This window comes from Jeotgalicoccus sp. FSL K6-3177, assembly GCF_038050175.1.
GTDB lineage: Bacteria > Bacillota > Bacilli > Staphylococcales > Salinicoccaceae > Jeotgalicoccus > Jeotgalicoccus nanhaiensis.
Genome location: NZ_JBBOSK010000001.1, coordinates 2,153,198 through 2,176,816 on the forward strand (window position 1 = coordinate 2,153,198; position 23,619 = coordinate 2,176,816).

23 protein-coding genes and 1 tRNA gene are annotated in these 23,619 nt (G+C 43.3%); 6 read left to right on the forward strand and 18 right to left on the reverse strand.

What is annotated here, in order from left to right; genetic code table 11:
- Positions 1 to 242: 242 nt before the first annotated feature.
- The 6 genes from MHH58_RS10990 to MHH58_RS11015 form a co-directional block, all read right to left on the reverse strand.
- A complete protein-coding gene (locus MHH58_RS10990) occupies positions 243 to 521 on the reverse strand; it encodes an amidohydrolase family protein (RefSeq protein ID WP_341346108.1) in 279 nt (92 codons plus the stop codon).
- A 73-nt stretch (positions 522 to 594) separates the two neighbouring features.
- Complete coding sequence (locus MHH58_RS10995; RefSeq protein ID WP_341345908.1) at positions 595 to 1,047, reverse strand: GNAT family N-acetyltransferase; 453 nt, start codon at positions 1,045 to 1,047, stop codon at positions 595 to 597.
- Between the two features lie 40 nt (positions 1,048 to 1,087).
- Positions 1,088 to 1,468, reverse strand: a complete 381-nt coding sequence (locus MHH58_RS11000; protein WP_341345909.1) for a VOC family protein — start codon at positions 1,466 to 1,468, stop codon at positions 1,088 to 1,090.
- A gap of 21 nt (positions 1,469 to 1,489) precedes the next feature.
- A complete protein-coding gene (locus tag MHH58_RS11005) occupies positions 1,490 to 2,566 on the reverse strand; it encodes an ABC transporter permease (RefSeq protein WP_135098818.1) in 1,077 nt (358 codons plus the stop codon).
- A complete protein-coding gene (locus MHH58_RS11010) occupies positions 2,563 to 3,285 on the reverse strand; it encodes an ABC transporter ATP-binding protein (RefSeq protein WP_341345910.1) in 723 nt (240 codons plus the stop codon). The genes MHH58_RS11005 and MHH58_RS11010 overlap by 4 nt, the downstream gene beginning before the upstream one ends.
- A gap of 136 nt (positions 3,286 to 3,421) precedes the next feature.
- A tRNA-Val gene (locus MHH58_RS11015) sits at positions 3,422 to 3,493 on the reverse strand.
- A 161-nt stretch (positions 3,494 to 3,654) separates the two neighbouring features.
- Here MHH58_RS11015 and MHH58_RS11020 point away from each other — a divergent pair.
- The 5 genes from MHH58_RS11020 (at position 3,655) to MHH58_RS11040 (ending at position 8,479) form a co-directional block, all read left to right on the forward strand.
- Positions 3,655 to 4,983 (forward strand): MFS transporter, encoded by a 1,329-nt coding sequence (locus MHH58_RS11020; RefSeq protein WP_135098816.1) that lies wholly within the window; start codon positions 3,655 to 3,657, stop codon positions 4,981 to 4,983.
- Between the two features lie 20 nt (positions 4,984 to 5,003).
- Positions 5,004 to 5,945, forward strand: a complete 942-nt coding sequence (locus tag MHH58_RS11025; protein ID WP_135098814.1) for an ornithine cyclodeaminase family protein — start codon at positions 5,004 to 5,006, stop codon at positions 5,943 to 5,945.
- A 202-nt stretch (positions 5,946 to 6,147) separates the two neighbouring features.
- Complete coding sequence (locus MHH58_RS11030) at positions 6,148 to 6,426, forward strand: hypothetical protein (protein WP_135098812.1); 279 nt, start codon at positions 6,148 to 6,150, stop codon at positions 6,424 to 6,426.
- Positions 6,407 to 7,495 carry a tellurite resistance/C4-dicarboxylate transporter family protein gene (locus MHH58_RS11035; protein WP_341345911.1) on the forward strand — a complete coding sequence of 363 codons (1,089 nt, stop codon included), beginning with the start codon at positions 6,407 to 6,409 and terminating at the stop codon, positions 7,493 to 7,495. The genes MHH58_RS11030 and MHH58_RS11035 overlap by 20 nt, the downstream gene beginning before the upstream one ends.
- 144 nt (positions 7,496 to 7,639) lie before the next feature.
- Positions 7,640 to 8,479 (forward strand): PPK2 family polyphosphate kinase, encoded by an 840-nt coding sequence (locus tag MHH58_RS11040; RefSeq protein ID WP_341345912.1) that lies wholly within the window; start codon positions 7,640 to 7,642, stop codon positions 8,477 to 8,479.
- Between the two features lie 220 nt (positions 8,480 to 8,699).
- On the opposite strand, the gene MHH58_RS11045 is transcribed toward MHH58_RS11040, so the two are convergent.
- The 3 genes from MHH58_RS11045 to MHH58_RS11055 all read right to left on the reverse strand — a co-directional run bounded on the left by MHH58_RS11045 (position 8,700) and on the right by MHH58_RS11055 (position 12,115).
- Positions 8,700 to 9,830, reverse strand: a complete 1,131-nt coding sequence (locus tag MHH58_RS11045; protein ID WP_341346109.1) for an alcohol dehydrogenase catalytic domain-containing protein — start codon at positions 9,828 to 9,830, stop codon at positions 8,700 to 8,702.
- 138 nt (positions 9,831 to 9,968) lie between these two features.
- Entirely contained in the window at positions 9,969 to 10,751 is a 783-nt protein-coding gene (locus MHH58_RS11050) for a hypothetical protein (protein WP_341345913.1), read from the reverse strand.
- Between the two features lie 11 nt (positions 10,752 to 10,762).
- On the reverse strand, positions 10,763 to 12,115 hold the full coding sequence (locus MHH58_RS11055; RefSeq protein WP_341345914.1) for an IS1096 element passenger TnpR family protein: 1,353 nt from the start codon (positions 12,113 to 12,115) through the stop codon (positions 10,763 to 10,765).
- Between the two features lie 470 nt (positions 12,116 to 12,585).
- Between MHH58_RS11055 and MHH58_RS11060 the strand changes: the two genes are divergently transcribed.
- On the forward strand, positions 12,586 to 13,041 hold the full coding sequence (locus tag MHH58_RS11060; protein ID WP_341345915.1) for a hypothetical protein: 456 nt from the start codon (positions 12,586 to 12,588) through the stop codon (positions 13,039 to 13,041).
- Between the two features lie 105 nt (positions 13,042 to 13,146).
- Here MHH58_RS11060 and aspA read toward each other — a convergent pair whose 3' ends face one another.
- From aspA to MHH58_RS11105, 9 genes are all read right to left on the reverse strand, one after another.
- Positions 13,147 to 14,556, reverse strand: a complete 1,410-nt coding sequence (aspA, locus tag MHH58_RS11065) for an aspartate ammonia-lyase (RefSeq protein ID WP_341345916.1) — start codon at positions 14,554 to 14,556, stop codon at positions 13,147 to 13,149.
- 23 nt (positions 14,557 to 14,579) lie between these two features.
- Positions 14,580 to 15,668 carry an aminopeptidase P family protein gene (locus MHH58_RS11070; protein WP_341345917.1) on the reverse strand — a complete coding sequence of 363 codons (1,089 nt, stop codon included), beginning with the start codon at positions 15,666 to 15,668 and terminating at the stop codon, positions 14,580 to 14,582.
- Between the two features lie 16 nt (positions 15,669 to 15,684).
- Entirely contained in the window at positions 15,685 to 17,655 is a 1,971-nt protein-coding gene (locus MHH58_RS11075) for a S9 family peptidase (RefSeq protein ID WP_341345918.1), read from the reverse strand.
- 93 nt (positions 17,656 to 17,748) lie between these two features.
- On the reverse strand, positions 17,749 to 18,702 hold the full coding sequence (locus tag MHH58_RS11080) for a FecCD family ABC transporter permease (RefSeq protein WP_341345919.1): 954 nt from the start codon (positions 18,700 to 18,702) through the stop codon (positions 17,749 to 17,751).
- On the reverse strand, positions 18,695 to 19,561 hold the full coding sequence (locus MHH58_RS11085) for a helical backbone metal receptor (RefSeq protein WP_341345920.1): 867 nt from the start codon (positions 19,559 to 19,561) through the stop codon (positions 18,695 to 18,697). The genes MHH58_RS11080 and MHH58_RS11085 overlap by 8 nt, the downstream gene beginning before the upstream one ends.
- A gap of 137 nt (positions 19,562 to 19,698) precedes the next feature.
- Entirely contained in the window at positions 19,699 to 21,345 is a 1,647-nt protein-coding gene (argS, locus tag MHH58_RS11090; protein ID WP_341345921.1) for an arginine--tRNA ligase, read from the reverse strand.
- A 2-nt stretch (positions 21,346 to 21,347) separates the two neighbouring features.
- Positions 21,348 to 21,746, reverse strand: coding sequence for a DUF1934 domain-containing protein (locus MHH58_RS11095; protein WP_135098788.1), 399 nt, complete (start codon positions 21,744 to 21,746; stop codon positions 21,348 to 21,350).
- 197 nt (positions 21,747 to 21,943) lie between these two features.
- Entirely contained in the window at positions 21,944 to 23,029 is a 1,086-nt protein-coding gene (locus MHH58_RS11100) for a glycerol dehydrogenase (RefSeq protein ID WP_341345922.1), read from the reverse strand.
- Between the two features lie 61 nt (positions 23,030 to 23,090).
- Positions 23,091 to 23,612, reverse strand: a complete 522-nt coding sequence (locus tag MHH58_RS11105; RefSeq protein ID WP_341345923.1) for a YwhD family protein — start codon at positions 23,610 to 23,612, stop codon at positions 23,091 to 23,093.
- Between the last annotated feature and the right edge of the window lie 7 nt (positions 23,613 to 23,619).

Below are 23,619 nucleotides of genomic sequence, written 5' to 3' on the forward strand. Positions count from 1 at the left end.
GCAATGTAGTTATATTTCTTGATACGAAAATAGTAACCATACCCTAGTGATTTTTAAATTTTGTTGTACGACAGACAGCACATTCCTATATTTGCACTACTTTTAAACTAGTCACATGTTTGCTATTCTTTTCAACAAACTTCTCTATTAAAACTCCGTTGACACCAATAATTTGTCTGTCACCTCATTATTTTTCACTTATTAAAAAGATGCATCTACTAAAAATAGATACATCTCATTTATTATCTATTCGTTTTCACCAACACAGGTTTCCCTTGCAATTCTTCTACAATTTCACCGTTCTCCATTACAGTTACACCATTTACAATAGTTGCGGCTGGTTTACCCGTAACTTCTTTTCCATCATAAGCAGTTACCTTACTCTTACTATGCAGTTTCTGTTTATCAATCTTCCACTTTTGATCCATATCTACAATAGTGATATCCGCATCGCTGCCTGTTTGTACTGTTCCTTTTTGCGGGTACATACCGTATTCTTTCGCAGGGTTGAATAATAATATGAGAGATTAGCCTTCAATGACGGACCAATCTCTCAGCTTAATCAGCATTCTTTTTCTTGTCGAAAGTAAAGTTTCAGCTCCGATACCACATCACATGCTCATTATTCTCTTCATCAAACTCCTGCTCTTCAAATCCCAGCGACCTGAGCAGTGTTCCCATCACTTCGTTTCCTTTCACATAATCTGCAATGAGAACATCAAACCTGTCATCGCTTTCAAACATCTCCATCACTTTTTCAACAATCGCTCTGCCGTATCCTTTACCCTGATAGTTTTTATCCACCATCATCCGCCAGATCATCAGTTCTTTCTCTTCTGCATCTTCATCCAGCAGTATAAAGCCTACAACTGCTTCACCGTCTTCAACCGCATACGGAAACACATCCCCCGCTTCCCGGTAGAGATACGCATCGGCAATCGACCTTACATTCGGCGCAATGAATTTACTCTTATCCTGTTCATCTGTAATCTTCAGCTTCAATACTTTTTCATAATTATCTTCATTAATTTCCGCAAATTTTATCATAAAAATTATACCCCTGCTGTTTACTTATTATATTCAATCCTTAGACCGCTTCACTCACCGCAAAATAATTATCCTGTCCGTCAGAAAAATTAAACGTCTTCATGGCCGGTATTTCCACCAGTTCTCCGACATATACGTCTCTTTCCTTCAGGTCTTTGTATACTGCTTCAATATTTTCGACTTCAAACATCAGCGACGGCGTTTCCAGACTCACTTCGGGGCTGTATTTTTCGATAAAAGCAATCGGAAATATTACCAGTGAAGTTTCCGAATTTTCATCCGGCGCCACTTCATATCCTTTAAAGTTTTCCATTAGACTCAATTCTTCTTTCACTGTAAAGTCCATCTTTTGTGTCCAGAATTCCAACGCACTATCAATATCTTCCACATACAGCATTACGTTTTTCAGTTTCTTTAGCATGTCATCAGTCCTTTTAAAGATTTAAACTCTGCGGTATTTCTTCAGCCCCAGTATATCCAGCAGCACAAAGACCGCAATGAATACTGCCAGAGCGAGCAAGTCTTCCCATATATACATAAATCCATTACCCTTAATCATCACTTCCGTCAGCGCATCTCCTGCGTATCTCAGCGGAAAGGCATAGCCGATTACACTGATCCAGTCCGCGATATTATCGAGCGGAATAATACCCGAGAAAAATATCTGCGGCACGATAATCAGAGGAATAAACTGCATCATCTGGAACTCCGTATTCGCAAATGTCGAAATAAACATACCGATAGCGAGTGCGCTTAAGGCCAGCAGTATATTAATAGCAAGCACCCAGCCGATGTTCCCTGCAATATTCATATCCAGCAGGTAAATCGAATATAAGACGATGATAATCGTCTGCAGCATCGCGAAAATCCCGAATCCGCTTAAATATCCGATGATAATTTCACTCCGTCTCACCGATGTCGCAAGCATTCTTTCCATCGTTCCCATCGTCCTTTCACGAAGCAGAGCAATGCCGGAAATCAGAAAGACAAAAAAGAATACAAAAAAACCAATTAGAATCGGAAACATCTTATCAAAGAATGTACTGTCTTCGCTGCCGTACAAATAAGTTTCTTCCATACTCATAACCGGCAATTCAGCCTCTTCAGGCAGCGCCCCTAATATCCCTTTCAGCTGTTCATCCTTCATTTCCTCGAGACCTGCACGGATGACCTGTTTTACCGCGCCCGTTTTCGACGGATCTTCATTTTTATAGGTCACATCAATCTTTTCATCCGTTATATTTACAAAAGCATCCAGCTGATCATTATCCAAGAGAGTACTCATGGTCGGAGCCAGTTCATACGGCACCACTTCCACATCATCCGGCAGTCCTTCAACAAAGGTCTGATCAATCGTATCCGGCACACCGAGACGTATATCCGCTTCATTATTCACATCGAATATAAAATACATCAGTGTAATCACAACGAGCGGCGCCAGCATCATCAGCACTAGAGTACGGATATCCCGGAGCAGCTCCCTGATTATTTTTACAATGATTGCACTGAGACGCGTCATGAATCCACCTCCATATTGATGAATACTTCCTCGATTGAAGCCGCCTTAAATTCAGTCATCAGTTCTTTTGGCGTGCCCTGTGCAAAAATTTTCCCTTCAACCAGCAGCGCCACCCTGTCGCACTTTTCCGCTTCGCTCATCACATGTGTCGTCACAATAATTCCCGCACCGCTGCCGGCGAATTCCCGCAGCTGCTGCCACACCGAAAGTCTGAGCTTTGGATCAATCCCAACCGTCGGCTCATCCAGTACGATAAAACCGGGACTGCCAAGCAGGGTGATTGCGAGTGACAATCTCCTTTTCATACCCCCTGAAAACTTTGAGACCGTTTTACCGCCTGTATTTTCCAATTCAACGAGTTTCAGGTTTTTATCGATTTCTTTTTTCAGTTCTTCTCCTTTTAAATTTTTCAGCCGGCCGAAAAATACCATATTTTCATGGGCAGTCAATGTTTCGTAGAGCGCCGTTTCCTGACCCATATAACCGATTCTGTCCAGCACTTTCCGCTTTGGCATCTCCTCATTCAGCACCAACGCTTCACCTTCAGTTAAATCTTCCATGCCGAGCATGCAGCGGATGCAAGTTGTCTTCCCCGAACCGCTCGGTCCAATCAGCCCCAGTATTTCCCCGCTTTGCACCTTTAAATTAATATTTGTCAGCACCTGATTAAAGAAAAATTTCTTACCTGCTCCGTGCAGTGATGCAATTATCTCAGCCACAATTATCACGACCTTTATGTATACACTTTTGCTCTCAAACACCCGTTTCTCTATCCAGTTAAGCATAATCGTTCATAATATTGAATACAAAAAAACTGCATGATGCGGGCACATCATACAGCATTTTTACAATTAATGATTCCGAGTGGGATTGAACCACCGACCTCTTCGATGTCAACGAAGCGCTCTCCCGCTGAGCTACGGAATCGTAATTTGTTTACTTATACAGCTTACGTCATCCCGTATTAAAAATCAACTTAATACTGAGATAATCAGATCCATTTTCTATTAATGCCTGAATATTATAATTTTTATAGGCATGAATTTTAATCTGTGCTAATCTATAGCCATACAAAGGGGAGGTTTACTATGGATAGAAAATTGAGAAGAAAAGTATTATCAGCAAGTTTAATCGGTTCATCAATTGAATGGTTCGACTTTTTCCTGTACGCGGCGGTTGCTAGCATCATCTTTAATACGCAGTTCTTTGTGACCGACGATGCATTTCTGTCGACTATACTTGCCTACTTCGGGCTTGCTTTATCATTCTTTATCCGTCCTTTAGGGGGAGTCATCTTTGCACATATCGGTGACAGAGTGGGACGGAAGAAAACATTAATTATTACACTCAGCCTCATGGGGCTCGCTACAGCCGGCATCGGCTTACTGCCTACATATGCTCAAATCGGTGTTGCCGCACCGCTTCTTTTACTCCTGTTCAGATTGATTCAGGGTCTAGGCATCGGCGGCGAATGGGGCGGCGCCCTTCTGCTCGCCACCGAATACGCGCCGAAAAACCAGCGCGGGCTGTTCGGCAGTTTCCCGCAGATGGGAATTCCTATCGGCCTTGTGCTTGCTTACGGCTTTTTCTTTTTACTGACCTGGATTATGCCTGAAGAGATGTTCCTCGCATGGGGGTGGAGGATTCCATTTATCTTCAGTCTGCTGCTCGTTATTGTCGGACTGCTAATCCGTAAAGGGCTCGACGAAACACCCGCCTTTGTGGCCATGCAGAAAGAAGCTGCAGAGAAAAATGAAGTCAGAAGACTGCCTATCATTGAAATATTTAAGAAACACCCGAAAGAAGTGCTTATTACGACCGGGGCGAAATTTGTTGAAACCGGCCCGTTCTATATCTTTACGACCTTCATTGTCGGTTACGGGGTCGCAAGTCTCGATGTATCATTTGAGTTTATGATGCTGTCGATTATGGCGGTATCCGTGCTCACAACGATTATGATTCCCGTAATGGGCAGTCTGTCGGACAGAGTCGGCCGGAGAAAAATGTTTCTGATCGGCGCGGCGGCGATGCTGCTTTATGCGTTTCCGTACTTTTTTATCGTCAATACACATGAACCGATACTCGTTATTTTAGCAACCTTTATCGGACTGGTTGTAATCTGGCCGCCGATTACAGCGATTCTCGGTACGATGTTCTCCGAGTCATTCAGCAAGGAAGTACGTTATACTGGTGTAACACTCGGTTATCAGATTGGTGCCGCAGTGGCTGGAGGATCTGCGCCGCTGATTGCGGAATTTCTGATGAATCAGTTTGACGGCTCAAGTATACCGGTATCGCTTTACATCATTATGACAGCCGTCGTTTCGCTGATTGCGGTATTTGCACTGCAGGGAGAAACGGCGCAGGATAAAGAGGATAGATTAATCAGCGAAGAAAAATTAATGAACGCCGAATAATAATAGATGGAGTGAATACATTGATTACATTGACAGACAAAGAAATAGAAGAGAAATATAAAATCAGCCATGCAATCAAAGACGTCAACGCGATTTTAAAAGATTATAACGAAGACAATATTGTGGAATCCATTCGTACCGTATTGCCTGCAGGAGAAGACAGCTCGATGCTTTACATGCCGTGCATCAGCTTAACTCAGCAGGTATCGATAATTAAGACAGTGTCTATTTTTCCTAACAATAAAAACCTGCCGACGACGCAGGGGAATATTTTAGTAACAGACCTGACAGACGGCGCCCACAAGGCGACGATGGACGCATCGTATTTAACGAGACTCCGCACCGGCGCGATGACAGCCATCGCCACTGATAAACTGGCACGTGAAGATGCCAGAACACTCGGTGTAATCGGGACGGGCAATATGGCCTTCGAACAGGTATTAGGTGTTGTGGAAGTCCGCGATATCCAGAGAATTTATCTCTATAACCGTACACCGGAAAAAGCTGAGCAGTTTAAGGAACGGCTCGAAACATTCGGTATCTGGGCTGATATCGAAGTGATGACGGACGTGGATGCACTCGTTGAACAGAGCGATATTATCAACTGTGCCACGCAGAGCAAGACTCCGGTGTATAATGGTGAACTTCTTAAAGAAGGCACTCACGTTAACGGTGTGGGGTCATTCACCCATGAAATGAAAGAAATGGACCGCACCGCAATTAAACGTGCCGATCATATTTATGTCGATGACATGGACGGTGTGAAAGACGAAGCCGGAGAACTGATTGATGCGGTGGAAGCCGGAATAATCAGCTGGGATGACATCAAAGGTACACTCGCTGAAATATACGACCAGGGCTATTTGCGCCAAAACGATACAGACATCACGATTTATAAATGCGTCGGCGCAGGCTACTTTGATTTAGCAGTGGCAGGTGGCGTTATGAAGATGTTTGCTTAACAAATCTATAATAGGACAGGTGAATCCGAGAGGATTTGCCTGTTTTTTGTTTTAAGAGATAGAAAAAACAGCAGCCTCTCTTCCCGTTTATTCCGTAATGTATCTCCTGCAAAAGATGATGTATAATTTAAACTAAGAGAAAACGTTTATTCATTACACACATATAACCAATAACAAATAATTTCCTTTAGGAGGAAAAACTATGTGGCTACTCATTATTATACTCGCCGGTATTTCTGCCGGAGTAATTAATAATTATTTTAACCATCGTAAAGATATGGAAAAACTTAAATTAAAGCATATCGATAAAGAAATTGAACTCCAGCGGCTGAAACAGGAGAATTATCTGCTGGAAAATGAAGAGATGAGAACTGTCCTTGATAGGATTAAAGAAGATAACAGACGGCTGGAAGCGGAAAAAGACAGCCCATGGCTGATTCAGGAAACCCGAGAGCGTCAGCTTGGGAAAACCGAAGAATAATTCCGATGGAATTGATTTTATTTACTATGAAGAAAGCGTGAAAAACATGATTGAATTTTTACAGCGCCAGTCCCGCCATTTATACCCCGGCTATTTTGCAATGGTAATGGCGACCGGCGCTTTATCATTATCCTTATGGTATTTGGATATTTTATTCGCAGCAGAACTGCTTATGTATTTTAATGTTTTTATATTCGTGCTGCTGCTCGTATTGAACGGTTTAAGATTACTGTTGAATACCCGTGATTTTATGAAAGATCTAAATGATAACGGTAAAGGGCCGGGATTTTTCACTTTAATCGCCGCTTCAGGCGTTTTAGGCAGCCAGTTTGTCATTATAAAAAATATGACTGAGACAGGTTTTATATTCTGGCTGGCGGCTTTTATAATCTGGATAATATTGATGTATACATTTTTCACTTTAATCATTATTAAAAGAGTAAAACCGCTGATTGATGAATCGGTAAACGGCGGCTGGCTCCTCGTCGTCGTATCTACACAGTCACTTGCCGTGCTTGGCACCCTGGCGGCAAATAGTACTGATTTCGCTGAAGTGATGATTTTTATCTCGTTATGCCTCTTTCTTTTAGGCTGTGCTTTATATTTAAATATCATCGCATTTATTTTTTATCGCCTGATGTTTTTAAAAATCGAAGTAATGTCGTTAACCCCGCCCTACTGGATCAGTATGGGTGCGCTTGCGATTACAACGCTCGCCGGTTCTGTTCTTGTTCTTAACGGTTCAGGCATCGTTCCGGAACTGGAAATCTTCATTAAAGGATTTACACTGTTCTTTTGGGCACTTGGCACCTGGTGGATTCCTCTGTTAATTATACTTGGTGTATGGCGTCATATAGTAAACCGCTATCCCCTGTCCTATACTCCTGAATTGTGGGGCATGGCGTTCCCGATTGCGATGTATACAGTCGGCACGACGAATTTGTCGATGGCATTGGAGCTCGAATTTTTAATGATTATTCCGCATGTGACTATTTTTGCAGCGGTACTTGTCTGGCTGCTGATTATGGCCGGCTTAATAAGTCATCACGGGAAAAGGCTGCGGAATTGAATTAGGTGATGGTGATGAACTCGCTTCTTTGACCGAGTAAACGTTCTGCCAGGACAAAGAACTCGGCTCTTTGACCGAGTAAACAGGTTTCCCCCGATTTTAAACGGGTATATCAGGTCATACACTAAAAGAGGAGTGTGACCGATGAATTTATTTGATTATAAAGTACCTCACAATGCCAATATAAAATTAAAAGATCATCAATGTTCCGACGGAAAAAAGGAAGAGAACGATTATATAGAACAAAATATTATTCCTCCGTTGGTGGAGAAACTGAAAGAACTTCACCTGAAACTGCATGCCGAAGGAAAAAATGGTATTATGGTTGTCCTTCAGGCGATTGATGCCGCGGGGAAAGATGAAGCAATTTCCTATATTTTTTCAAATTTAAACGCCCAGGGGCTTAAGGTGACTACTTACGGCAAGCCGAGTGAAACCGAGCAGAAGCATGATTACTTGTGGAGGCTTCACGACGGTGAGCCAGAACGCGGGCAGATTGCGATTTTAAACCGGTCCCACTACGAAGATGTGATTGCTACCCGCATTCATGATTTATTGGAAGATGATGACGATGCCGAGATTCAGAGACGCTACCGCCAGATTAATAATTATGAGCAATATTTATCTGAAAATGGATTTTCAGTCGTCAAATTTTTCTTTAATATGTCGAAAGATGAGCAGAAAGAACGCTTTTTAAAGCGGATGAAAAACCCCGATAAGCATTGGGAGTTTTCATTTTCGGATATCGATGACCGCGAAAAATGGGAGGAATATCAGGAAGTTTTTGAAGATATGCTGAACAATACTTCTACAGAACACAGTCCGTGGTATATTCTTCCGGCAGATGACGAATGGCATACGCGCAGGATTATAACAGAAGCGATGATTCATACACTGGAAGATATCAACCCCCGGTTCCCGAAAATCTCCGGAGAAGATAAGAAGAAGCTGGATGAATATATTAAGAAACTCGAGAATGAATAAGAAAAATGCTGACTCCATTACGGAATCAGCATTTTTTTGAATTTAAAGAAGCACGGTGACACGCACCCACACTTTCTGTGCCACCGTGGTTTCTCGGTGGCACGCACCCACACTTTCTGTGCCACCGTGGTTTCTCGGTGGCACACAATCATACTTTCCGTGCCGCCGTGGTTTCTCGGTGGCGCGCACCCACACTTTCTGTGCCGCCGCGAGCTCAAATTTACGGTTTCATCACTACTTTAATACATCCGTCTGCACGGTCGTTAAACATCTTGTACATTTTTTCCGCCTGTTTTAAAGGCACGTTATGCGTAATAATATCCGTCGGATCGACTTTGCCCTGTTCCACCATATTATACAGCTCCGGCATATAGTGAATCACCGGTGCCTGGCCTGCTTTGACTGTTACGTTGCGTGTAAAAATCTTGTGGATTGGATATCCCGTCGCTGGCGTACCGTATATACCTGTCAGCTGGATGGTGCCGAATTTTTTCACCATATCTGTCGCCATAATAATCGGGTCAATCGTACCGACCTGGCCGCCGATTGTCTTGATGCGGTCTTTACCGGTAATTTCACCGTCCATGCCGACACAGTCGATAACGACTTCAGCGCCGCCTTTTGTAATTTCATGAAGATGTTTGCCGAGGTTATCAAATTGTTTGTAGTTATATACCTCTACATTGTTTGTCTGCTTAGCGTGTGCGAGCCTCATCTCATTATTATCGACAGCGATAACACGATTTGCGCCTTTCATCCAAGCAAACTTCTGTGTCATCAGTCCGATTGGTCCGGAGCCTAATACAATTACTGTATCTCCGCTTTTAACACCGCTGCTTTCAACACTCCAGTAAGCTGTCGGCATTACATCCGACAAGAAAAGCACGCTTTCATCTTCCAGTTCACTTCTTTCCGGAACAACAAAAGAAGTGAAATCAGCGTAAGGAACTCTTAAATATTCTGCCTGACCGCCCGGGTAGTTTCCGAACTGCTCTGAAAACCCGAAATAACCGCCTGTATCCTGATGCGGATTGGAGTTATCACACTGGCTTTCCATCTGATTCTCACAGAAGTGGCAGTGTCCGCAGCTTATGTTAAACGGAATAACAACACGGTCTCCTTTTTTAACTTTCTTCACTCCGGGACCGACTTCCTCAACAATTCCCATAGGTTCGTGACCGATAATATAATCATTCGTAATTGGCATGTTTTTGCGGTATAAGTGAAGGTCTGATCCGCAGATTGCGGTCGACGTCACTTTTATAATCATATCTGTACCCTGCTGGATTTCCGGCGCCTTCATCTTTTTGACTTTGACTTTGTTTTTTCCCTGTACAGTAACTGCTTGCAAATTAGACACATCCTTTACATGATTGTTTGTTATCAATTCCCCACCTCTAACAAGATAAACACAGACAGCAAAAAGCGGTCCCTCTTCTGAGAGACCGCTGTATTACAAAGCCGGTTTTATGCCTATTCCTATTTAGAATTAATTAAAAATTTCTTCTCTGAAGAAATGAAATAATACAAGCGGCAGAATCGCTGCCTGCGGTAGATAAGGCATGATAATTCCCGTAGCAAGGAAGGTATCCCAGTTGCCCTCTTCTTCGGTAAATAAAACTTCACCCCGCCGAATTTTATCTTTAAAACGTGCGATTTCTTCGTCTTCAAACATCTTAAGTTTTTCTTTAATGTAAGATTTGTGCACGAGCCGCTTCGATATCGCATTAATAATCTGGGCCCGCGTGCTGTACTCTTCCAAATCTAGATCCAGATTTTCTGCAACCAGATTCATATGATCTTCAGTTAAAAGCAGTTCGTAAAACTCGATAATTGGATAATCCAGCAGATTGACGGTCGTCGTATATTCCGCGTTATTTAAAGTAACGTTTGATACACTGATGCCGTCAGGCAGCGGCGCCAGATGAATGACCGAACCGAAGTTTCTTAAAATACCGTCGATTACTTCCTCATGCATAACTGCCATACCGTCACCGATATACAGCAGATGATGATTATAGATTAAAAACGGATTCTCATCCGGATTGAACGGCATAGTAATAATATTATCCCCGGTCAGTGCATTTGAATATCGCTTAATCAATTCAATTTCTTCCATTCTTAAACTGTCACCGAGAAGCGTCAAATAGTCATCTGAACTTGCTTCCTCTATTTTTTCTTCTATCAGCTTCTCGAGCCGGGATAAGGATTCACCTACTTTGTCCAGATGTAAATACGTTAAATAAGTTTTGTAGAAGGTTTGTAAATCCATCGTTATCCTCCTTAAGTGATTGGATTGCCTCTGTTGAACAGCCGTGCGAGTTTCTTGTTCACCGCACTGACGGGATAGCGTTCCCGGTAGTTCTTCCGGCGTGCATGGGCGTAGACATTTACGTAGTCCGGATGGTTTTTATCTTCTAGAATGTTTAAAGTTTCGATGAGTTTAGTAACACCGCCGATATTTTCAATTGGCACTGCTCCCCCGTAGCTCACAACTTCCGGAATCGGCTTCGTTATATTCGTCACGGTATCGAGTATAATGTCCACGACGTAATCATCCTCAGAATCATACAGGTACTGAATATATTCATTAATTAAATATACATCAGTCATCAGAGCATTTTTGTGTGCACCCGCTTCATCATACGCGATTAGATTTTTATCTGTTATGAACTGGCCGCTGCCGATATTATTCCAACCAAATGCTTCGCAAATAATAATTTCAAGCTCAAGGAAATTCAGGCGTGTTGGAATAGCAATCGTCCGGGAAATTTCCTCACAGCCATTAATCGTACATGTAATATGATAGGCATTGTAATTCTCAGGCGTCTCCGCTTGTACTTCTTTTCCAATTTTGCTGAAATCCACTTTTTTAAGCGCGCGAAGCACATCCCGGTGCATCACGAGATAATCCTGATGCACTTTAACGAGGAGACCGGTTTCCAGCGCCGTTTGCCAGCGCGGATGATTTTCATAGACCGAGTAATCTTTTTTAATGTTATCTCTGATTTGAGCATAGGCCACTTCATCGAGATGATTCAGAGCGACCGGCAGATATTCCGGCGCCGTGAGATGCGCAATGACTTCATTTAAATAATCATCTTTATACTGTCCGATTGATTTGATGTTCAGTTTTGACATCACATTGCGGAGATCTTTAAATGTTAAATTATTGTAGAGCCAGTAAATCGGCCCGTTATATATTTTATCCAGTTTTGATACATCCTGCGGCCCAATCGTTTCGCTGTCAGGAATCGACATCGGCGTATAGGGAAATATACCGGTTTCCTGCAGTGCGCTGTTCAGCACATTGACTACTTCCGCATGAATAACCCCTTCTGTGCCGTTATCCTCCAGAATATACTGATAGTCGATCAGTGTCGGATACTTTCCGGGGAGATACGACACTCTGTGCACATTATCATATGCGGTCTCAGTCGATAAACGCCTCAAAAGCTTCGCTTCCGCCATCGACAGATGCTCGAACATTTCATGCAAAGCGGACTGTGACTCCAATTCATCCACCTTATATTTTATCAGTGCATCATTCGTCGCAAAATTGCCCGAGTTGAACAAACTTGCCCGTACAAGCTCATTTTCACTTAAATACGTTTGATAAAAAGTCTGTATATCCATGCTGTCTGCCTCCCTGCCCTCTTCATTATAATCATTACTTCTATTTTACACGTAAACCGGGAGTAAATGCATCCCGTGATGCTTATTTGCCCGTGGAGTTCGAGGGTGGCGGCGCTGGGGTTGGTGTGAGCGGGTGTCATGTGTATCCCAGACGCGCGGGGTTGGCATGACAGAGTTTCATATGTATCCGAGACGCGCAGGGTTGGCATGACAGAGTTTCATATGTATCCCAAGCTCGCAGGGTTGGTGCGAATGGAGATCATATGTATCCGAGACGCGCAGGATTGTCATGACAGAGTTTCATATGTATCCCAGACTCGCGGGGTTGATATGAACGGAGATCATATGTATCCGGAGCACAATACTCTCTCTTTCATAAAATTTTTAATACTTTCCTCCTTCTTCCAAAAAGAAAGATTTTACATTTAATGTTATATTGATATTTACAATAAACTTAAGGGGATGCATTTATGAACAAAATTTTACTGACAGTACTAAGTGTTGTTCTTTTGGCAGTGGCGGGATGCGGCGGTGAAGAGTCTGAACTCGATGGTAAAACTCTGGGGCTTACTTTACCTAATCCGACTGTTTCTGAGGAAGATGCTGAGAATAAGGAAGTTAAATTTACATCCAATACACCGGTACTCGATTTTGAATCAGCAGGCGATGTCACATTAACATTTAACGGCGCTACATATCCAGGGGAGTATTCTTTAGAAGAAAATAATTTATCAATTACTGTCGAAGATGGGGATGCTTCGATGACAATTGATTTTACTGAATTTGAAGAAAGTGATGATGAATATTTTTCGTACAGCGGAACAGTATCTGATGGTGAATTAAATGAAGGTGACGAGACAAGTCAACTGACGAATGTTTATAAAAACTTTGGCCTCGGTGAGCACTACCTCTTTTTAGAAGAATAATTTAAATTAAAATCTCCCGTGACTCCCCGGGGAAAAGCATCTGCTGAAGACTTCAGGAATGCCCCGGGAAAGCACGGGAGATTTTTATCATATTTAATATAAAAATTATTTCGGCAGTTTCGATACGCCGATATTCGTCATTTCAAATGCGTTCAGCACGTGATCAAGCTGTTCTTCTGTAAGAACTTCATGCTTAGAGCACAGCTGGCGGACCGGAGCACCTGTCTGGATGGCTTCTACTGCAATTGCTGATGCTTTTTTGTAACCGATGTGAGGTACAAGCGCTGTAATTACACCGATGCTGTTCTCAACGTAAGATTTCATCTGTTCTTCGTTTGCAGTAATGCCCGCGATACATCTTTCAGTGAATACTTTGAAACCGTTGTTCATAATGTCGATTGACTGAATCAGATTAAATGCAAGCACCGGCTCCATTACATTCAGTTCGAATTGTCCGGCTTCTGACGCCAGACTGATTGTATTGTCATTGCCGATCACCTGGAAAGCAATCTGGTTTACCACTTCAGCCATAACCGGATTGACTTTGCCCGGCATGATTGATGAGCCCGGCTGGCGCGCAGGCAGGTTAATTTCATATAAGCCCGCTTTCGGTCCTGATGCCATCATACGGAAGTCGTTTGCGATTTTCGACATGTTAATCATACAAATTTTCAAGGCTGAAGAAATTTCCGTATATGTATCAGTATTCTGCGTTCCATCTACCAGATTTTCAGCAGATCTCAGCTTATATCCTGAAATTTTGCTCAGCTCTTCAACTACTGTATCGATGTATTTCTGGTCCGCGTTTAAGCCTGTCCCTACCGCGGTTGCACCGATATTAATTTCATAAAGATTTTCAAGCGAGTTCGACACGCGGCGGATGTCTCTCGACAAAACCTTCGCATAGGCGCTGAATTCCTGGCCGAGACGGATCGGCACGGCATCCTGAAGGTGCGTGCGTCCCATTTTAATAACGTGGTCAAATTCAACAGCTTTTGCTTCAAATGCCTGGCGCATTGTATTCATCGTCTCAAGCAGTGATTCTGCATGAATTAAGAGACCCACGTGCAGGGAAGTCGGGAAGGCATCATTTGTCGACTGGGACATGTTCACATGGTTGTTCGGGCTGATAAAGTCATAGTCGCCTTTTTCGCGTCCCATAATTTCAAGTGCACGGTTGGCAATCACTTCGTTCGCGTTCATGTTCGTCGAAGTGCCTGCCCCGCCCTGAATCGGATCGACGATAAAGTCGTCGTGCCACTGGCCTGCAATGATTTCTTCACTCGCCTGCACAATCGCATCTTTTTTATCCTCTTCCAGCACACCGTTCGCGAAGTTTCCAAGCGCCGCGGCTTTCTTAACCATTGCCAGGGCGCGGATTAAATCAGTATTTAAACGGTAACCTGTGATCGGGAAGTTTTCTAAAGCGCGCAGACTCTGCACCCCGTAGTATGCCTTATCATCAATTTCTTTTTCTCCAAGAAAATCAGCTTCAATTCTTGTTTTGTTTGTCATTTTTGCTGCAGCTCCTAAATTAATTATTTAATAATCATCGATTCAAAATCTTTTGGAAAACTATTAAAATTATACGTTGTATCTTCGTCAATATACAGCATATCTTCGATGCGTACACCGCCGATTTCAGGTATATAAATACCCGGTTCGATCGTAATCACATGGCCCGCTTCAAGCTTGTCCGTGTTATCGCCGTGCACTGACGGCGCTTCATGCACATCGAGTCCGAGGCCGTGGCCGATACGGTGCATGAAATATTCACCGTAGCCCGCTTCTTCAATTACAGCGCGCGAAGCACGGTCGATATCTCCCATCACCGTACCTTTTTGTGATGCTTTAATACCTTCGAGATTTGATACCAGTACAGTTTTATAAATTTTTTCCTGTTCCGCGGTTGCCTCTCCGACAATAAACGTGCGCGTCATATCCGACACATAGCCTGTATCTGAAACGACACCAAAATCAATCAAAAGGAAGTCTCCGCGCTTGATAACATCTGTTCCTGTATCACCGTGCGGCATGGCGGATTTTTTACCGGCAAGCACGCTCGGACCGAAACTCGGACCAGCTGCACCGTACGATTTAAATTGCTTAACAAGAAAGTCCGAAATTTCCATTTCGGTTTTACCTTCGACAGTAATCGTTTTTAAATCTTCCAGCGCTCTTTCTGTCATCTCGACCGCGCGCTGAATTTCCGCTTTATCGTGTTCATTCTTTTTGCCGCGGAGATAATTCACTTCATTATCGAGTGTTGAAATACTTTCCGGCGCATATTTTTCAATCAGCCGCAAATATCTCGAATAAATTAAATGTTCTCCTTCAACCGCAATTGTCTTGTTTTCGGCTATTGTATCAAACACATACTGAAAAGCATCATCCTTATCGTCGTGCGGCAGGTAGGTTGTCAGTTTGGTATTGGTTCTGACAGTTTCTCCATCAAGTGCCGGGAAAATCATCGCTGTCTCGAGTGTCTTATTATCGACGACGAGCAGCAGCAGTCTTTCATGCGGGTTTAAGTGCACCCCTGTAAAATAAAAAATATTTACCGGATCGGAAATAAGAGAGTAATCTGCTTTAACGCTCTCTGCGAGCGCTTCGATTTTACTTGTCATACATATCTTCCTCCCATTAATTTTGAGTTAAATACTGATCAAACCAGCGCACGATATGAGACAGCCGCTGCATTTTCAAGCTCGGTTTCCCTGAGCGCGACAGTTCATGAGAAGATTCCGGGAAGCGGATAAATTCTGTTTCCTTCTCATGAGATTTCAGCTCAATAAAGAGTTGCTCCGCCTGTTCAATCGGACAGCGGATATCTTCTTCGCCGTGCAGAATCAATAACGGTGTTTCGACATTCTTCGCATATTTCAGCGGCGAATGATGCCACAGTTTGTCGAGATTATCGAGTCCCGCTAAAATCTGCCATTCCGTAAAGTAGTAACCGATATCGGAAACTCCTCTGAAACTGATCCAGTTGCTGATTGAGCGCTGTGTAACCGCAGCTTTAAAACGGTTCGTTTGTCCGACAATCCAGTTCGTCATGAAACCGCCGTAAGAGCCGCCGGTCACACCAAGATTATCTTTATCAATCCAGTCATACTTATCCGTAATGTAATCTACAGCACTCATAATATCTTTGTAATCGCCGTTGCCGTAGTCGCCGCGGACAGCATCAACAAACTCCTGGGAGTAGCTGTGAGAGCCTCTCGGGTTAATGAATAATACTGCATATCCTTTTGCTGCGATCAGCTGCATTTCATGGAAATACGTATTTGCATACAGCGCATGCGGACCGCCGTGAATATTTGTTACCATCGGATAGTTTTTACCTGCTTCGTATCCAGCGGGTTTCATAAACCAGCCGTGAACGGTTGTGTCGTCAAAACTTGAAAACTCAACCGGTTCCGGTTTAACAAGTTCTGTATCTGTCACGTAATCATAATTAATTTCTGTCAGCTGCGATAATTCTTCAGTTTTAAAATCAAACTTATACAGTTCGCTCGGTGAGACGTGAGTCGAAATCGTTAAGTAAGCCGCTTCACTGTCCGCATCCATGCCGAAAATATTATGCTCGCCGCGGAGCAGCGGACGGATATTTCCTTCTACATCACCTTTATATAAGTTGACGCTGCCGAATTCTGAAACGAGAAATACATATTCATTATTTGAGATCCATTCTGCTGTATTGCCTTCGGCATTCTGCTGAGTATCCTGTGCCACCAGCCCGCCGACCGGCTTATCCAGTTTCGTCGTGACGTCGATGCTCTCTTCTGTCTTTATATCATAAACCTCGATATGCGGATGCGTTGCGTTTTTAAACTTGCGCGTCATGAGCGTCATTAAAATATGTTTTTGGTCTCCGGAAATTTCCGCTTTCATAAAACTCGCATCATCGCGAATTAATTTATCTTCTCCGCCAGTACGCAGATACAGTTTTTGCGCGAAATTAAAATCCGGATTTTCGCTCTTATCTGTCGCATATATAAAACCGCCTTCAAACACATCGTACAGTGTAAAGTTTTCGTCACCGGAAAGCACAGTCTCAGTCTCGCCGGATTGAATATCGATTGATTTTACCGCAGTATATTTTTCTGTTAGTACGCCATATGGCCCTGGGCCGCCGTCACTTTTATATTTCATGCGGGTAATCACTGCCGCTTCAGGCTTTTTATCTTTATCGTCTTTGTCATCTTCATCTTTTTTGTCTGCAGAATTCTTCTCACTTGAAACATGATAAAACACCGACTGGCCGTCGTGCGAGAATTGAGCGCCGAATACCCCATCGTCTTCGTGCGTCAGCTGCTCGCGTTCACCGCCGGCGTGTCTCAGTATAAAAACCTGTGATTTTTTATCGTCATCCGGTGCTGTAAATAAAGTCATCGTTCCGTCATGCGAATGAGCGACATTTGTTACCGTCTCATCCTTATATGTAAGCTGGATATTACCCCTGCCGTCGAAATTATGAAGATAGGAATAGTAAGTATCCTTTTCCTCATCTGTCTTTGTCACAAGGTAAGTGACTTTGCCGGTATTTGGAACAGCTTTCGGCGATGACACTGATTTAATTTTGAAAATATCTTCTATTGAAACTTTATTCATCAAATCTCCCCTTTTTTATAAATATAACATTCTTTCACGCGGGTTTACTAATTAATCAGCAATATTCTGTCAGAATATTTAATCATCATCCCGCTAACGTGCGTTCACGAGAATACGTTTATAAAGAAGAAATATAAAAAGCGGGACGGCCGACAGCATGACCATGACTCCTGTCGGAATCTGCAGCGGCGCAATGAGCGTCCGGCCGAGTGTATCGACGATAAGAACGTACAGTCCGCCGATTAAAACCGACCGTTTCAAGAGAGGCCGGAAAGCCATCGGTTTAACATATAAAATAATCTGCGGAATAATGATGCCGACAAGGGCAATAATGCCGGTGTAGCTGATGGCAACGAGCGGCGGCACAGATGCCGTAATCAAGAGGGCCGGCCGTATTACACTGACATTGACACCGAGCGCATGCGCTCTTATATCGCCAAGTTTAAGCAGGTCGAGCACCCGGCCGCAGCGTTCCAGAATAATGAATGCCGCCGAGGTCAGTATAAGCAGCACCGATATCCGGCTAAAGTCTGCTCCCCCAAGCGAGCCGAACATGTAGCGGGCAATATTCGCAGTATCTTCCGGAAATAACAGAATAATAATATACAGTACACCTGATAATAAGGCGCCGAGCAGAATACCCGTAATAATCAGTGTTTCCGGCCTGTAAGTTAAATCAAGCTTCCGCGCAATCAACAGAACAGCGAGCAGGCTGGCAAGACCGAGCACGATACTTAAAACCGGCGCAAAAGCTGCGGGAATCACTGTAACTACAGTAACCGCCGCACCGAGCACCGCACCATTTGCCATACCCAGGGTAAAACTGTCGGCCATGGGGTTTTTTAAGATAATCTGAAAAACCGCACCGCTCATGGCAAGCGCCGCTCCTGTTAAGACTGCCATCAGCGCTCTCGGCAGCCGTACATCAAGCATAATAGTGAAGGCCTGCATATTATTAATATCTCCGAGATTTACCGACCCGGTAAATATGCTCAGCACCACACTGATAATCAGCAGAAATACGAGTATACAGTTGGTTTTATTCATACACGCACTCTGCGATCGCAGTCAGTCCTTCAGTAAATCTCGGTCCCGGACGCGAGACCAGATTCGGATCCGGTGTACACTGGTTTTCTTTTTCAGTTATTGCTGCGCCTTTTAGACCGGAAATTTCATCAAGTGCATGGGTGAGTTCTTCGTTGCTGATACCGAGTGTTGAAAGTACAATTTCCGGTTCGCGGGCTATCACATCTTCCGATGTCACCGCCGGATAGCCCGTCACATCTTCGAAAGCATTATCAATATTTAATGTATCCAGAAAATCATCGATAAAAGTATTCTCTCCTGCAGTGTATATATCCGGCGCCGTAGAAATCAGAATAAGCGTTTTATCCTCTGTTTCCTCTCCGCCATATTGATTGTGAATTTCCTCAACTTCCTGCTGCAGTGATGCATTCAATTCTTCTGCCGTTTCTTCTCTCTCGATAAAGCTTCCAATATCGGTAATGGTGCCGTAAATCTCATCGATTTCCTCGGCATCATCAACAACGAGGACCTCTGCGCCGGTACTTTCTGCGGCTCTTGTGATTATATCCGCATTTGCGTCATGACCTGAGGCATGTGAAATAATATGCGTCGGGTTGAGTGCCGTCATCGCCTCTTCATCGAGTGCGAAGGTATCGAGACGCGTCAGGTCTTCGCCGAGGTCTTCAGGATAATCGTCGACTGTTGTAATACCGACAAGACTGTCCGTTTCCCCAAGCTCGGCGATAATTTCAGTATTGCTCGGCATCAGTGAGATGATGCGCATTTCTTCGCCGCCTGACATTTGAACTTGTTCGTCGTTTTCATTGCCGCAAGCAGTGAGTAAAAGTATCGTGGCCAGTAATATACAGAGTTTTTTCATTGATGTTTCTCCTTTCAGTCATTTGGATGCCATCGTGATACATTACCTTCATTATATTAAAGTTCTCCGCTCTTATACAGAGTGAATGCCTAAACAAAAAGCCCGAACTTTACAGTTCAGGCTTCAGCTTATTAATTTTACATCTTTTCAGGTGCTGATACGTCAATCAGACCGAGTGCGTTTTCCAATGTCTGACGTACTGCTTCAATCATCAATATATAAGCGCGTGTTTTATCGGCATTTTCACCGAGTACTTTTTCTGCGTTATAGAATTTGTGGAAGCTTGCAGCGAGATCGTGAATGTAGTTCGGAATACGCTGAGTTGCGCGTGATTCTGCCGCACCTTTCACGATATTCGGGAACTCCAGTACTTTTTTAAGCAGCTCAAGCGCCTGCTCCTGCTCAATAATATCAACCGGATTTTCCGTGTCGATTTCAAAGCCCTGCTCTTTCGCCTGGCGTAAAATGCTGCAGATTCTTGCATGAGCATACTGAGCGTAATACACAGGGTTATCGCTTGATTCACTGCGGGCAAGGTCTAAGTCAAAGTCGAAGTGAGTGTCCGTTGAACGCATAATCATGAAGTAACGTGCTGCGTCCACGCCAATCATGTCGATCAAATCGCGCAGTGTAACTGCTTTGCCTGTACGTTTACTCATCTTCACTTCTTCGCCGTTTTCAATTAAACGGACCAGCTGCATAATCTGAATTTCAAGCTTGTCAGGATTTTCGCCGAGCGCGCCTAAGGAAGCTTTCAGACGGTTGATGTAACCGTGGTGGTCTGCACCGAATAAGTTGATCAGCTTGTCATAGCCCCGTTCAACTTTGTCATAGTGGTATGCGATGTCCGGCATTAAGTAAGTCAGGGTGCCGTCGCTTTTTACAAGTACGCGGTCTTTATCGTCTTTAAAGTCTGTCGTACGCAGCCATGTTGCATCATCTGCTTCGAAAACGTAGCCGTTGTCTTTCATCTTCGTCATCGCTTCATCGATTTCGCCGCTTTCGTAAAGCGCTGTTTCACTGAACCAACTGTCAAATTTAATGCGGAATTCTTCAAGATCTGCTTTCAGTTTACGCATCTCATATTCAACACCTAAATCACGGAATTTGGAAATACGTTCTGCTTCTTCAAGATCTTTATATTCAGGGTGCTCCGACGCCAGTTTCTCGCCGATCACTTTAATATCTTTACCGTTGTAGCCGTCTTCAGGCATATTCAGCCCATCGCCGAGCGCTTCAAAATAACGCGCTTCAATCGATTTTGCCAGGTTGTTAATCTGGTTTCCGGCATCGTTAATATAGTATTCACGCGTTACATCGTAACCCGCAAAATCCATAATATTCGAAAGCGTTGCACCGACCGATGCGTTTCTCGCATGTCCGATATGCAGATCCCCCGTAGGGTTCGCGCTCACGAACTCAATCAAAACCTTTTCAGCTGTTTCACGCTCTGTGCGGCCGTAATTTCCTTTCTTATCGAGGACAGTATAAATAACATTAGCAAGCTCCGCTGTCTCCATTTTAAAGTTGATAAAACCCGGTCCTGCGATGCTGACTTCTTTAATGCTTGCCGCTTCCTTGTCGATGTTTTCAATAATCGCTTCTGCGATGTCGCGCGGATTTTTACGCGCAAGCTTTGTCAGCATCATCGCTGCATTCGTTGAAAAGTCCCCGTTTTTCTTATCTTTTGGAACTTCAACTTTGATTTCAGGAACTTCATCTACTAATTCCGCTTTTTTAATCGCGGCTTCAATCGCTTCTTTTAACTGCTGTTTTAAGTTCATAATTAAATCCTCTCCAACGTGTATTTATATTTGCCTAGCAATACGCCGCTTTCAAATAAATCATATTTGACCGTCAGTGTTCCGTCGCCGGTTTTAAGTTCATGTGTCACTATTTCAAAATGATGCCTGCCTGCCGGAGAGTCATAAAACGTATCCGTCTTCACACCTTCTTCGAAATAAAAGTTCATATTGATCAGACCCCGCCGCTGGAGCTTAACGAAATTATCTCCCAGTCTCACTGTCACTTTCAGTTCATGCTCATCGAGCGCTTCTGTGTAGCGCAGATAAGTATCCCCTTTTTTAATTTCTGTGACCTTGAGTTTCTGTTCGTATTTAGTTTCTTCTCCGTGCATGAATACCAGCTGGGTTAAATTGCAGTCATGCGTTATAGTTTCGGTCATTTTTATCACCTTCAGTATCGTAAATTATATCATAACAGGCGCCTTATTGGTCTTAAGAAAAATAAAAAAGGCAGGGCAACTGCCCCGCCTTTATGTCCTAGTTATATGTCTATAACTACTCTTTATTTTATCCATAGATGACCTAATGTGCAATGTCTAATCTAAAAGACACAAAAAAGACATATATTTTAAAGCTGTTAATTATACTTATCTACAGCTAATATTGCCTCGGCAACTTGTTCCGGTGTAATTTCCGGATCTAAGTTTTTCAATGTTTCACCGTCTCCTGTCGCCAGCTTGCCGACTTCAACTAAATCTTCAAAGGAAACGTCAGTTAAATGCATTGCAGCTAATGTCGTTGGCATTTCCAGCGCTTCGTAAAAATCTACATACTCAGCTATTTCATTTCCTGGACGACCTTCCAGTACTAACTGTACAAGCGTACCGTATGCTACTTTCTCACCATGAGTTAAGTTGTGAATATCACCGTGTAATGCAGTGAAACCATTGTGTATAGCATGCGCTCCTGCAAGCCCGCCATTTTCAAAACCTAAACCTGACAGCAGTGTATTTGCTTCGATTACTTTTTCAACTGCCGGAGTAACAAGGCCGTCTTTAGCGGCTTCATAAGCTTCGATACCGTACAGGAATAATGTTTCTTCAGCTTTTTCAGCGATTGCCTGTGATGCTAAAGTCGGTTTCCCGCCAGCCATCGTATCCCCATTGCGTCTGACTGTTGCACTTGCTTCGACTAAGGTTGCCATTGCATCTGCAATGCCTGAGGCAAAGAATTTTGGCGGTGTGCCGATAACAATTTTACTATCCACCAGCACGAGATCAGGATTTTTATCATAAAATTTATATCCTTCAAAGACACCTTCATCTGAATAGATTACGGATAATGCACTCGTTGGAGCATCCGTAGATGCAGTAGTCGGCACTATTATAGTTGGAACATCCAGCTTATCTGCAACTGCCTTGGCTGTGTCGAGTGTTTTACCGCCTCCGAGACCAATAACTACATCGCTGCCGAAATTCTTCCCTTCGCCAGTGATACGCTCGATTTCATTGTCCGACGCCTCACCTGAAAACTGTATATGATTATATTTAACATCTACATTCTCGAAACTTACTTCTACTGATTTCCCAGCAATATCCCAGACCACTTCATCTGCAATCAGTAAGATTTTTTTACCAATTTTTGCTGTTTCATGACCTAATTCACTAATTACACCCGTACCCTGTACATAACGACTTGGAGATTGAAATACTAATTTTGCCATGTTTAAATCCTCCTAAAATATTATGTTTAAAATTCATTTTAACAATGGTCTTTTTATATTGCTAATTATTGAATGCTTCCTGCATTTTTTGTGAAATATTCCACATTTCTTCGTTATGATTAATCAGAAACTCTTTAAGCGTTTCTTTAGAACGTTCATCGAGCAGGTCCAGCTTAATGCGGCCCTTCATTGCATCGTCTAAACTGTTGACATGTTCATGCATCATTTTATAACCGCGGCGTTTTTCCTTGTTTACCATCAGGTAGCAGGCACCCAGACCGTTATAAATCGGTCCTTCTTCCGCACGTTCCACAGCTACCCAGACGAGGAAATATTCCTTCGCATCTGGACCTTCCGCTTCTTCCTTATCTTTAATCCATTTCACACGTTTTTCGACTTCTGCTTTGCCGTGCAGCCCTCCGATATCGAGCACTGCTTCCTGCGTTTCGATATTAATATAGACAGGCGCAATATTCTCGAGACTGATCGCCCCGAAGTTCTGTCCTCTATGGCCGTCAAGCGGGTCATTTTTAATAATATTAAACTGGAAACCCGGCTTCTTTTTTGGTTGTTCTTCAGCCAAATTTATA